At 40.8% G+C, this 12,631-nt stretch carries 10 protein-coding genes; 9 read left to right on the top strand and 1 reads right to left on the bottom strand.

All coding sequences use genetic code 11. From position 1 onward, the window contains the following. Positions 1–4 precede the first annotated feature (4 nt). The 3 genes from BM378_RS01365 to BM378_RS01355 all read left to right on the top strand — a co-directional run bounded on the left by BM378_RS01365 (position 5) and on the right by BM378_RS01355 (position 2,155). The gene (locus tag BM378_RS01365; RefSeq protein ID WP_405127522.1) at positions 5–838 is read left to right on the top strand and encodes a segregation and condensation protein A; all 834 of its coding nucleotides are present in this window, start codon (positions 5–7) and stop codon (positions 836–838) included. Between the two features lie 182 nt (positions 839–1,020). After that, a complete protein-coding gene (locus BM378_RS01360; protein ID WP_036968975.1) occupies positions 1,021–1,575 on the top strand; it encodes a cytochrome b in 555 nt (184 codons plus the stop codon). Position 1,576: 1 nt separating this feature from the next. Beyond that, entirely contained in the window at positions 1,577–2,155 is a 579-nt protein-coding gene (locus BM378_RS01355; protein WP_036968973.1) for a YceI family protein, read from the top strand. Positions 2,156–2,176: 21 nt separating this feature from the next. Here the strand turns inward: BM378_RS01355 and BM378_RS01350 are convergent, their stop codons facing one another. Further along, entirely contained in the window at positions 2,177–3,040 is an 864-nt protein-coding gene (locus tag BM378_RS01350) for a TIGR02285 family protein (RefSeq protein ID WP_074988333.1), read from the bottom strand. Between the two features lie 629 nt (positions 3,041–3,669). Between BM378_RS01350 and BM378_RS01345 the strand changes: the two genes are divergently transcribed. From BM378_RS01345 to BM378_RS01325, 6 genes are all read left to right on the top strand, one after another. Beyond that, positions 3,670–4,242: a dienelactone hydrolase family protein gene (locus BM378_RS01345; protein ID WP_065979813.1), complete on the top strand. Its 573-nt coding sequence runs from the start codon at positions 3,670–3,672 to the stop codon at positions 4,240–4,242. Between the two features lie 47 nt (positions 4,243–4,289). Further along, positions 4,290–4,841 (top strand): hypothetical protein, encoded by a 552-nt coding sequence (locus BM378_RS20575; RefSeq protein WP_227006823.1) that lies wholly within the window; start codon positions 4,290–4,292, stop codon positions 4,839–4,841. A 39-nt stretch (positions 4,842–4,880) separates the two neighbouring features. Next, positions 4,881–5,231, top strand: coding sequence for a hypothetical protein (locus tag BM378_RS20570; RefSeq protein ID WP_227006822.1), 351 nt, complete (start codon positions 4,881–4,883; stop codon positions 5,229–5,231). A gap of 9 nt (positions 5,232–5,240) precedes the next feature. Beyond that, complete coding sequence (locus BM378_RS01335; protein WP_074988332.1) at positions 5,241–7,469, top strand: NAD(P)-binding protein; 2,229 nt, start codon at positions 5,241–5,243, stop codon at positions 7,467–7,469. A gap of 143 nt (positions 7,470–7,612) precedes the next feature. Then, the gene (locus tag BM378_RS01330) at positions 7,613–9,877 is read left to right on the top strand and encodes a TonB-dependent receptor (RefSeq protein ID WP_083422848.1); all 2,265 of its coding nucleotides are present in this window, start codon (positions 7,613–7,615) and stop codon (positions 9,875–9,877) included. Between the two features lie 35 nt (positions 9,878–9,912). Then, a complete protein-coding gene (locus tag BM378_RS01325; protein WP_074988330.1) occupies positions 9,913–12,594 on the top strand; it encodes a 7TM diverse intracellular signaling domain-containing protein in 2,682 nt (893 codons plus the stop codon). The last annotated feature ends 37 nt before the right edge of the window (positions 12,595–12,631 follow it).

Genomic DNA, 12,631 nt, shown 5'->3' with positions numbered 1-12,631 from the left:
ATCATTGACAAGCTCAGAGCGTAATGCCCCAAACGACATACAAGAGCCAGTGCAGCAAAAGCTGCCACTGGCTTTTTTGCATGGCAAAGCGGTGGTCGACAAGCCTGAAGATTTATACATTCCACCCGATGCACTTGAGGTTATTTTAGAGACCTTTGAAGGTCCGCTCGACTTACTCTTGTATTTAATTAAAAAGCATAAATTAGATGTACTAGAGCTGTCGATTTTTAGTATTACGGAACAATACGTTCGCTATGTTGAAATGATGAGTGAGTTTCAACTCGAGCTTGCGGGTGAATACCTAGTGATGGCAGCCTTGTTAGCACAAATTAAATCACGATTGCTGTTACCAAAACATGAGGAACTGGAAGAAGACGACGATCCGCGCGCAGAGCTAGTCAGACGCTTACAAGAATACGAGCAATTTAAAAAAGCAGCAGAAAACCTTGACCAGATCCCTCGAGAAGGTCGTGATATTTTTGTAGCAGAGGCATTAGCCCCCGAGTTTAGCGAGCGTGAAGCGCTATTACCAGACGTCGAAATGAAAGACTTATTACTTGCATTAAGCGATGTAATGGCACGTGCTAAAACATTTGAACATCATCATATCACCGCAGAAGCACTGTCTACTCGTGAGCGCATGAGCTTAATTTTAGACAAGCTATCCGAAGCCCAATCACAATTACCATTCCATACGCTGTTTACCGTTGAAGAAGGCCGAAGCGGTGTCGTTGTAAGCTTTATCGCTATGCTAGAGCTGGTAAAAGAAAACCTCATAAGCTGCTTTCAAGTTGATGCCAATAGCCAGATTTACGTAGGGCTGGTGGAAGAAAGTTAAAGTTTAAAGCTGTCAGAGTTTAGACACCCTTTTACTGAGAGAAGCTTTTAATCCACTAACCACTGACTATTCTAATGTTATTTGTGCGTATACGCACAGAAGCTGTTTGTTTTACGCTATTTTCATTGTATTACAGCTGAGCTAAGCTGTGTTTAGTTTCATGGTTCTCATGGGAAATGAGTATGTTAAAGAATTCAAAGTCAAGTTACGGCTGGGTGGCTATCTTACTTCACTGGTTAATGGCACTTGGAGTATTTGGTCTGTTTGGCTTAGGTGTCTATATGGTTGAGTTAACCTATTACGATACGTGGTACAAAGGCTCTCTTGATTTACACAAAAGCGTTGGCATTACCTTAGCTGCTTTATTATTGTTTCGATTTGGCTGGCGTTTATTAGGCACGCAACCAGACCCTGTTGCAGGAAGCTCTAAAGCGGTAAACATGGCTGCGCACTCTGTACATAAATTAATTTATTTAGCCCTTATTGTCATTGTTACATCTGGCTACTTAATTTCGACGGCTGATGGCCGTGCGATCGACGTATTTAACTTATTTGCTGTTCCGGCTTTACCCGAGTCGGTGGCTAATCAAGAAGATATTGCAGGTAAAATTCACTTTTATGCCGCGTATGGGCTAATAGGTGTTGTTGTTTTACATGCTTTAGGGGCACTAAAACATCATTTTATCGATAAAGATAAAACCTTAATTAGAATGATCAAACCATTGAAGGATGATTAATATGAAAAAATTATTATTAAGCACAGCACTAAGCGCTGCACTTTTATCTACAGCGAATGCAAATGCCGCAGACTATGTGATTGATACAGACGGTGCTCACGCATTTGTTACATTTAAAATCAAACATTTAGGCTATAGCTGGTTACACGGTCGTTTTAATACGTTTTCAGGTGATTTTAGTTACGATGACAAAGCACCGGATGCATCAAAGATCAATGTCACTATTGACACAAAAAGTATCGATTCGAACCATGCTGAACGTGATAAGCACTTACGTGGTAAAGATTTCTTAAATGTAGATAAATACCCTACAGCGACGTTTAAAAGCACATCAATCAAGTTTGATGAAGAAGGCGATGAAGCCGATGTCACTGGTGAGTTTACACTTAACGGTGTAACAAAAACGATTACTTTTGAAATTGATAAAATTGGCGAAGGTAAAGATCCATGGGGTGGTTACCGTGTTGGCTTTGAAGGTGAAACAAGCTTAAAACTGGCTGATTATGGTATTGATTACAACTTGGGCCCAGCATCAACTCATGTTGATATTGGCCTGTTTATCGAAGGTATTCGTAAGTAACGACTACACGAAACGTGCCGCTTAATGAGCGGCACTTTCATTTCTATCTCTTAACCTTTTTTCTAAGATTGGTTTTAAGTTATCTGGCAACCATCGTACTAAGATATCTTCAAAATTTTGTGTATGCGCTATTTCCTCCAGCGCTTTATCTAACAAGGTAATCATTGCATGGCCTTGTTCATTGTTTGTGCAGCCAATATAACCAACACTTAATTTAGGCGCTTCAGAGAGTGTTAGTTGGGTTAATTCATTCTCGAATCCCATCGAGTGCGCCAAATAATAATGCTCACTTGGGTATCCTAATAAAATATCAATGCGCTTTTTGTGTAGCATATAAGTTAAGCTTGCAAGGGTATCGCGGCCTGGTCTTGAGATAATATTTGCATCATGGCTTGAGTTAATTACGTTATCTATATTACTGCCAAATGAGCGGCTCATTGATACACCTAATGCAAGGTGTTTGTCGTTAAGTAATGACTTTAGTGATACCGGCTTAGAGGGATCTAAATTAAGTTTTTCAATTAGCTCTTTACGAATCGCAATGGAGGGTGACAAACCTACAGTGGACGTGTGTGTTGTAAATGCAATGTGTTGTTTGCGATGTTCGCTTTGATATAGAGACAAAATGCAGTAATTATTGTGTGGATTTGATAGCTCATGAATGGCACGACTAGCAGGCAATAAAGTGCGTGTGAAAGTGTAATCGGGTAGAGCATTTTTAAGCAGTTTAATGACACTTTCGTCACGTCCCATGCCTTCGTAACGGTCATTCATTATGTAGTAGGGGGCAAAATCAACTACGATCCATTCAATCGTTTTAGATTGATTAGTTGCATTTGCAAAAGGGCACAAAAAAAATAGTAAAAAAAACCATGCCAAACGCATTTTCACTACCTATTCGTAGGTTAAAAATATAAGTGTAGCAGGAATTTAGATAAGCGTACGAAAGTTAAAAACTAAAACGCCAGCGTGGTATGCTGGCGCTTTTTCGGTTTGGGTTTAGTTGGCCTTTAACCATTTTACAAATTGGCGTGCATCGCTCGCCTTTTGGAAGATGGCATTCTTTAGGCCTTGCGTGTCGCTAAAAATTACACGCTGTTTGTTAACCGAAATTGATTGCACTGGATGTGCTATTTGGATCAAAGATCCATTGTATTTGTATGACATAATAAAACTCACTCTTTCTTTTTGTCAGTGTTCTGTAGAGCTTTGTAAGGGAACTTATAATACAGACTGACATTTGTTGTCTTGCCTACAGTGTTGACTATATTTGTGACAGTTTGGTGATAATTTTAAAATTCATCAAAATGTCATTGAGTCACACAGGTGCAAGTATTTATACGAATATGCGGGAATTACTGGATCAAGGTAAGGGGTTAACCGCGAGGTTTATAAAAACCAGACGAGTAGACTACTGCAATAAATATTTAAACGCAAGTATTATTTTTCTGGATGTTTATTTGAAACGCGCGTATTCTTTACGGGCACAATAATAACAACACAGAAGTACATAAATGAACTACCTTTTGGTGTCAGATATATTCGGAAATACAGCACATTTATCACAGCTTGCGCAGCAGCTTAGTGGCAAAGTCAGTTTGTGTGAACCTTATTTAGGAGAAATACAAACACCGGTTTCTGAGCACGTTCAATATCAACACTTTTTGAATCAGTGTGGTCACGACACCTATCTTGAGCGAGTCTACATTAAAATGGCCGCTATTAAGCGACCAACTACGATCATTGCCTTTAGTGCGGGAGCATCAGCAGTTTGGCGAGCGCAAGCAGAATTACAAAACCCCTACATAAAGAAAATTATTGCATTTTACCCATCACAAGTTAGAAACCACCTTGATTTAGCGGCGACAGTGCCTTGTCAGTTTATTTTTGCGCACAGTGAAGCACATTTTGATATTGAACCGGTGGTGGCTACACTCAGAGATAAACCGAATGTCAGCTGTGAAGTGTCACAGTATGCCCATGGTTTTATGAACCCGTTATCTGATAATTTTGATCATGCTGGTTACCAAGCGTATATAGAGCAACTTTTCACCAAAAAATGCAATGAACAACTTGTAACGAACTAGTAAAACTAGTCTATAGTCATGAGTAAACAACAATTTAGTTAATGACTATGACTAACCCATATAAATACTGCCACTTTTTATCAAACCCCGTTGCTAAGCCGCCATGCCGCATGATTAACGCGGCAATGTATGGTTTTTTCGTGTCTGCTTGTGAGCAAAAAATGCAGCAATATGTCGATGCGACACTCAATACAGTTGCAAATGATTCTGTGTCATTCAATGTGTTAGGCAGTGTGTGTTTACTCACGTTTACTGATATTGAAAAAATATCGTCTCTGACCCCTCCGTTTTCTGAACAGGGCTGGATGCAAGAAACCGACATTATTATTTGGTTACCTGTTTCTAAAGTGGTTAATGGTGATATTGCCCACCTGTATTGGTATCCCGCCTTCATTAGTGTGAATAATATTTATGCGCTAATAAATGGGCGTGAGGTATGTGGTTACAACAAATATTTATGTGACTATGACATGCCCACACCGGCGAACAAAACATCACGTTTTTCAATTTCATTGCCGTGTTTTGATGTGTTCTCGGCTAATTCAAAGCTTGCAATGCATGAACTATTATCAATTGAGCAAGACAATATCAACACATAAGAAAACTTATTAGATAACCTTGCTCTTTTTTCGAAGCGAGTGGCTGATTTTTTTGATGATGAAGTTAAAGGCGTGGATTTTTCATTAATTAAGCAACTGTTTGAGGGGTTTATTCACCCGCAAATGGATCAAATATTGTTTAAGCAATTCCCAGATGGAGAGGGTACAAGTGCCGTTTATCGCTCTGTTGTGCATTCTCCATCAGTGATAAAAAAAATTCACCAACTTAAGTTGTTAACTAATAATTTTACCCTTGATGTGAAGTCAGTAGCGAGTTTTCCGTTGCACGATATGTTTGGTATTCAATTAGGAAGCCAAGCGGTACATTTGCCTTTTTACATCAATATGGACTTTGATCAACTTGGCGCAAGCCAGGTTTTACCTGCGTAAAGGATGACCATGAGCAAAGAAAAAATCACAATCGTAGGGGGTGGCGTTGCTGCAATGACTGCCGCGGTGTATTTAACCGAGCAAGAAGATTGGCAGCAACATCGCGAAATAACCGTTTATCAACAAGGGTGGCGCTTAGGAGGCAAAGGCGCAAGTGGTCGCAATCAGCACTTTGGTCAACGTATTGAAGAGCATGGCTTGCATGTGTGGTTTGGTGCTTATGTAAATAGCTTTCGCACTTTGCAAGGGGTCTACAATAATTTGGACAGGCCAGCGAGTTCGCCGCTTGCAACTTGGCAACAGGCGTTTAAGCCGCATAGTTTTATTGCATTACAAGAGTTTATCGATAACGAGTGGCAAACATGGCCGATAGATTTCCCAACCGTTGTGGGTAATCCAGCAGATGGAAGCTTGGATATTACAGTGTGGGATTTTGTTACGATGACACTGGCTTGGCTGAAAAAATGGACCGAAGACATTGAAGATGTCTGTGAGCAACACGCAAAAACCACATTAGTTACTAAAAAGCCACGAGATCAGTTTTTACTAAAGCACCTCTATCAGCAAATAAAAGCGAATATTGATACTCAGGTTACCTCGGCAAAACAGTTTATTGATGACATTGAATCGGATGCGGCCGAGATTATCTCCACTCCTCGCTCTTTACTTACGCACTTACAACAGTTTACCGCACAGCAAACAACCCACACAGACAAGCAAGCTGATCGTTTAGTGATTTGGTATATCGTTCGCAAATTAAAGCGTTGGTTTAAAGAGCAAGTAATAGAGTTACTGGATGATAATGCACAACTGCGCAGGCTCTATATTTGTGCCGATCTGGCTATTGCGATGCTGACAGGTCTGATAAAAGATAAAGTTTATCGCGATGGTTTTGGGGTAATTAATTGCTATGATTTTCGTCAATGGCTCGAAAAAAATGGTGCAAATAGTGCCTATAGCGTTAATTCTGCTCCTGTACGAGGTTTTTATGACTTGGTGTTTGCATACCCCAATGGCGACTTTAACAAGCCTAATGTCGAGGCAGGTGTTGCAGCACTTGCCATGCTAAGAATTGGCCTTTGTTATAAAGGGGGAGTGATGTGGAAAATGCAAGCAGGCATGGGAGATGTCATTTTTGCTCCTATTTATGAGCTACTCAAAAAACGCGGTGTAAAATTTAAATTTTTCCACCAGCTTACACAATTAACGCCGGGTAAAGATTCTCATGGGCAAGCTGTGGTATCGCATATTGAACTGCGTCAGCAGGTCAGCTTAAATTCGGGTGAATATGCGCCGCTTATCAATGTAAAGCAGCTGCCTTGTTGGCCAAGTGAGCCGCTCTTAGACCAAATAAACCCGCTACAAGCGCATTTGTTGCAAGAATATCAGGTTAATTTAGAGTCGTTCTGGAGTGACTGGCCAGAAGTATATGAAGCGCATTTTAAGCAGCCACTTCCAAGTCTTACGTTAGTGCATGGAGTTGATTTTGATACCCTAATATTGGGGGTATCTGTTGCTTCGCTTGAGCATGTGGCGGCAGATTTACTTAGCGACGATAATGCCCTTGCTTTACAAGCGAGTAAAGTGAAGAGTGTTGCGACACAAGCTTGCCAAGTTTGGTTGAATAAAACTGATCAACAACTCGGCTTTACCGATACCAATTCGGCTCAAGAAGGGCCTATATTAAGTGGTTTTGTTGAGCCCTTCGATACATGGGCTGCAATGAGCAATCTCGTTGACAAAGAGGCGTGGCCAGACAGTGATCCGCCCGTTAATATTGCCTATTTTTGTAGCGCTTTTACGTGTGAGCATTATCCACCCGCTACGGCACATCATTTTCCTGAGCAAATGAAAGCTGAGGTGAAACATAATATGCAGTATTTATTCAGCATTGATATGCAAGCATTGTGGCCGCACGCTTATACCAATAATAAGTTTGACTGGCAGGTGTTTTATCAAGATCCGCACAGTATTTTGCCTGTTTTAGAGCAACAGTATTGGCGGGTAAATATTGATCCCAGTGAGCGTTATGTACTCTCTGTTACAGGGTCGAGCAAATTTAGATTAGCGACTGATGGCAGCCACTATAAAAACTTACGCCTTACTGGCGATTGGATAAAAACAGGCGTTAATGCTGGCTGTGTTGAAGCGGCGGTGATGGCTGGCATGCAAACGTCACGCTCACTCTGTGGCTTTCCAAGTCAAATTAGCGGCGAACACGCTTTTGAAAAAGGGTAATGTTTAGTCAACAGCGACTTTAATGTGGCATAAAAGCCGTTAACCCTCTGCTTTTTATGCGACTTTACAGCGTTGTTTGGTCTATACTTACTGGAAATTACAATAATTTAACATACGTCCCTCTTTTTAAGGTCTAAAAACGAATGAAACGTCCTTATCAATTCAATCCTAAACTCACTATGCTTGCGAGTAGCTGCTTAGCGGCATGTGTCATGGGTAATGCCTCAGCGCAAAATACAGAGGCTGAAAAGGACATGGAAGTTATTAGTGTCTATGCACAGAAGCGTCCGCAATCAATTCAAGACGTCAGTGTTGCGGTAAGCCAAGTGAATGGCGAACTTTTAAAAACGCAGCATTTTAAAGATTCAACCGAAATAGGGTTATTTGCACCGAACGTGAAAATAACGCAAAACGCGGCCGAGGGCACACCTCCCGCCGTCAGTATTCGGGGAATTGGCTTACTTGATTATAATACTGCGAATACATCGCCTGTAGCTATGTACCTTGATGGCGTGGCGGTTGGTTCGGCAAATAACCAAATTATTAACCTGTATGACGTAGAGCATGTTGATATTTTGCGTGGCCCGCAAGGCACGTTATTTGGTCGAAACTCAACCGGTGGGGCAATTTTAATCCGCACAAATAGGCCTGAGTTTGAGCAAGCAGGGTCGTTAACACTGGGTATTGCCAACAATAACGCCAGTAGCTTAGAGGGGATGTGGAACCAACCGCTGGGCGATGAAACGGCGATGCGGTTAGCATTCAATTATCAAGATTATGACTATTCGACACAAAATAATTTTTCTGCATCACCGACCGCGGGCATGGAGCAAAAAAATGCACGGCTGTCACTGTTAAGTCAATGGGATAACGTAGAGCTTTACCTGCAAGCACATATTGAAGATTGGGATGGCATTTCGCAGCCAGTGGGGAGTATCGGTATTATAGCAAACCCATTAACGGGTGAATTATGTTCGCCAGCCGATGCGGGTTCAACACGGTGCTTTGATAGCTTTGGGTTTAACGATGGGAGTGACGACTTTTTTACTGTGAGTGTTAATAATGACTCACCGCATAAATCAGACGGCTATGGCTTTATCGGCGAATTAAATTGGCAGTCGAGTGATAACACAACGGTGACCTCCGTAAGTAGTTTTAATAATTTAGAGCGAAGCCATGCATTTAATTGCGATGGCTCACCAGCTAGGTTGTGCGAAGGAGTGTTAGGTTTAGACACCCATTTATTCAGTCAAGAGTTTAGGGTCCTTAATGAATTTACTCATTACACGCTGACCAGTGGGGTGTATTTTGCTGATGAAACGATTAAGCAAGATAACATCAATGATATTTTACGCGACTTTCGTGGTATTTTGCCTGCAGATTTAACGGCCACATTTTATTACGATAATCATATCGATACACAAAACGTAGCGCTATTTAGCCAAATTGAAGTGCCATTAGCCACGCGTTGGTTGCTCACTGCGGGTCTACGTTACGATTATGAATCACTTGAATACAGCTCTACATCAACCTTAAATGTGGTAGTCAACCCCAATGATTTAGCAGGGGTTTTAGTGCCATTTTACACGGTTTCTGATAAGCAATCCGATAATGGCATTACCGGTCAGTTTGCTCTCAATTATACGTATTCTGACACAGCGAACCTGTATTATCGTTTTGCTAATGGCAGCAAAAGTGGCGGGTATAATGGCGGCTTTTTATCATCTGAAGAACAAGCAATCTTAGCTGATTACGGCAAGGAGCGTTTAAATGCCCATGAGGTTGGCCTGAAAACGTATTGGCCGGAACAACGGTTACGAATGAGCTGGGCTGCGTTTTATTATGATTATAATGACCAGCAAGTGTTTATGAATCAAGCCTCTGAAACACCGCAAATGCCGCCTGTTCAATTGCTTGAAAATGTAGCCGACTCTATAATTTATGGTCTCGAAAGTGAAATAAATTATCAGCCCACCCAACAACTCGCTATGCAGTTATCAGTGGGCTATATTCCTCATGCCGAGTACGAAGAGTATGTCGATCCATTGGGTAATAGTATCACCGATAATCAATTACCTTTTACTTCAAAATGGGATGTATCGGCAGGGTTGCAGTATGATACGCGGTTAATGAATAACCCGTTTTCAGCCAATGTGATGGTTGACTATCAGTCAGCATTTTACTTTGATCAAAATATGAACCCGTACGCCCGTCAAGAAAGCTACAGCCTTGTTAATGCACACTTTAAATATGATGTAGATAACTGGTCGTTTATATTATGGGGAAAAAATCTATTTGATACAGAGTACAGTCAGTTAAAATTCGATTTGAGCTCATTTCTGGGTATGTTAGAAGACTTTAAAGGAGAAGGGCGACGTTATGGCTTTGATGTGGCTTTTCAATTTTGATGATTTATGACTTTTGTTTATTAGGGGCGCTGTGAATGCGGTTAAAGCTATTCTTAGGCAGTTTGCTTTTTCTATTTTATTCAACATATTCAGTGTGCGCCGAACAAGCGTTTATATATACAGACGCATCTTTTGAGCAGAACCTACATGATGTCGGGCAAATATTAGCTGCGAGAGACAATCGATTTCCTCAATCTGCGGCTGATATTAAACGCTGGCGTGCCACAAAAAGGCCACAATCACGTATCAGTTCGATTGGGGGCGGTTACTGGTTGATTGTCGATATAGAAAATCAAAGTGATATCGAAGACCTTGTCCTGTACCCCTACAATACCTTGGTTTCAAAAATAGAAAGTCGGATTTATGACCTAACCGATGTTTCTCAACCTGTACGAAGTTTTGTGACAGGTGGCGTCGAAAAAAACCAATTTGCATTTCACTATGGAAACCGCCTAAACCTTGAAAAAGGCAAGCGCTATACGTTGATCACACATTTTGAAAGCGATTATTTTTATACTCCTGCAAAGTTAATCTTAACGCCGTATCAAGATTATTTCGAAATTATCACGCTCGAAAATGTAATCATCATGCTGTGTTTTGGGGTCGGTATAGCGCTTGGTTTGTATAACCTGTTAATTTATTTAGTGTCTAAAGACGTCACGCATTTATATTATGCTTTATTCACCGCTTCGTGGGTGTTCGCATGGAGTCATTTCTTTCATATTTCGGATCAATTGTTTGGGTATTATAACCCGCACTTACATTGGCTAGGTTTTGCACTCACGCCACTGACCAACATTTTATTTTACAATAATCTCCTTAAGTTAAAGGAAACGTTTCCGAAATTATCGCAGCTGTCTCTGACTGTCGGGGTTATCGCAACATTGGGGATCCCATTTTGTGTTGTGTGGCCTAGCTTTGGTTTTTATTGGTCAACATTAGTAACGGGTGTCGCTTTGTGTTTAGGCTTGTATATCGGTGTACGTTGTATGTTGATTGGCTTCAAACCTGCACGTTATTTTGTACTGGCCTATGTTGCCATGATGGTGCCTAACATGGTGGGTAATCTTACAAACTTAGGATTATTGCCTGCCACGTCGATGAATTTATATTTATTAGGACTGATTGGCACCGCGATGGATGCTATGCTACTAGCGTTTGCTGTCGCTGATAAATTTAGGTTGTTGCATGAGGATAATGTTGAGCTTAATAAAAATCTCGAGCAAAAAGTACAGTTAAGAACACTTGAACTTGAAGAATTAGCCGATGAATTACGAGACGCAAATGAAGCTAAAAGTCGCTTCTTAGCCAATATTAGCCACGAAATACGCACACCCATGACGTCGATTATTGGCTATGCTGATGGCATTATGCTTGGTGATATTAAGCCTCATGAACGAAATCATGGCATCGGTGTCATTTTACAAAATAGTCGCCATGTACTCGGCCTTATTAATGATATTTTGGATATGTCGAAAATAGAGGCGAATAAGCTTGAAATTGATCTAATTGAAACCGATTTATTTGCCACGATAGCGAATATTGAATCACTTATTGGTAAGCAAATACGTGATAAAGGCTTAAAATTTAGCGTTGATTATCAATTCCCTCTGCCTGATTACATCGTGACCGATCCTAGCCGATTAAGGCAAATATTATTAAACTTGACGACCAATGCACTAAAATTTACTCAGGTTGGGCGAATAACGCTTACGGTGAGTTGTGAGAATAATACCTTAGCGATCAGTGTGAAAGACACCGGTATTGGCATGACAGATTCTGAACAAAAGTCGTTATTCAGTGCCTTTTACCAAGCGGATTCGAGTATTTCTCGTCAGTATGGTGGCACAGGTTTGGGTCTTAATATTTCTAAAAGTTTAGCGCTAAAACTGGATGGTGATATCAGTGTAAAAAGTTACGTTGGCTCAGGTAGTGAGTTTACTTTAACAATCGCTGTGTACACAACAGACAATACGCGTTGGCTCAATGATATGAGTGAAGTTAGATTAGTCGAAACCTCTCCGTTTAGTAAACTTGATGCGCCAGAAAATTTAAAAGGTCGGGTGTTACTCGCTGAAGATCACCCTGACAACAGACGTTTATTTGCACGTATTTTAGAGCGTATGGGGCTAACAGTCACAACGGTTGAAAACGGTAAAGATGCCGTGCAGCAAACGCTTGAGAACACATTTGACCTAATATTACTTGATATTCAAATGCCAATTATGGATGGTCAAGAAGCACTGAAAATGATGCATGCGACGGGGATCTCGGTGCCCATTATTGCTTTAACCGCGAACACGATGAAGCATGAGGTAGAGCGTTACATGAACCAAGGTTTCACCGATTTAATTGCAAAGCCCATAGACCGTAATGCATTTAGTCATAAAATTGCCAGTTACCTAGACTGCGATGAGTTGGCTGATATAAAGCTACCTGAACACGAATTCCAACTGCTTAAGGATGACTATATCAAAGGACTTAAAAATCAATATGCCGATATGCGTACGCAATATAAAAAAATGGATATCGAAGGCTTAAGTCGAAATGTGCACATGTTAAAGGGCGCAGCCAACATGTTTGAGTGTGAGACGCTTTATATCAAAGCACTTGCTGTTGATAGTGCATTAAAAAATGACACCGTAACGCTAGACACGCAGTTGTTTGCCTCGCTATTCAAGGCCATGGAAGACGAAATAGACAAAGTGTGTCATTAATGATTTGAATAATGGGTATTTCCATACATACGCAGAC

It is taken from the genome of Pseudoalteromonas lipolytica (genome assembly GCF_900116435.1).
Lineage (GTDB): Bacteria > Pseudomonadota > Gammaproteobacteria > Enterobacterales > Alteromonadaceae > Pseudoalteromonas > Pseudoalteromonas lipolytica.
The sequence above is the reverse complement of the archived record's forward strand: the minus strand, read 5'-3'. Positions and strand labels throughout refer to the sequence as shown.

What these genes read in the sequence shown, in the direction of transcription:
- BM378_RS01325 (WP_074988330.1), top strand. Translation starts at nt 9,913, where the DNA reads ATGCGGTTAAAGCTATTCTTAGGCAGTTTGCTTTTTCTATTTTATTCA.
- BM378_RS01360 (WP_036968975.1), top strand. Translation starts at nt 1,021, where the DNA reads ATGTTAAAGAATTCAAAGTCAAGTTACGGCTGGGTGGCTATCTTACTT.
- BM378_RS20575 (WP_227006823.1), top strand. Translation starts at nt 4,290, where the DNA reads ATGACTAACCCATATAAATACTGCCACTTTTTATCAAACCCCGTTGCT.
- BM378_RS01355 (WP_036968973.1), top strand. Translation starts at nt 1,577, where the DNA reads ATGAAAAAATTATTATTAAGCACAGCACTAAGCGCTGCACTTTTATCT.
- BM378_RS01335 (WP_074988332.1), top strand. Translation starts at nt 5,241, where the DNA reads ATGAGCAAAGAAAAAATCACAATCGTAGGGGGTGGCGTTGCTGCAATG.
- BM378_RS01345 (WP_065979813.1), top strand. Translation starts at nt 3,670, where the DNA reads ATGAACTACCTTTTGGTGTCAGATATATTCGGAAATACAGCACATTTA.
- BM378_RS01350 (WP_074988333.1), bottom strand. Translation starts at nt 3,040, where the DNA reads ATGCGTTTGGCATGGTTTTTTTTACTATTTTTTTTGTGCCCTTTTGCA.
- BM378_RS01330 (WP_083422848.1), top strand. Translation starts at nt 7,613, where the DNA reads ATGAAACGTCCTTATCAATTCAATCCTAAACTCACTATGCTTGCGAGT.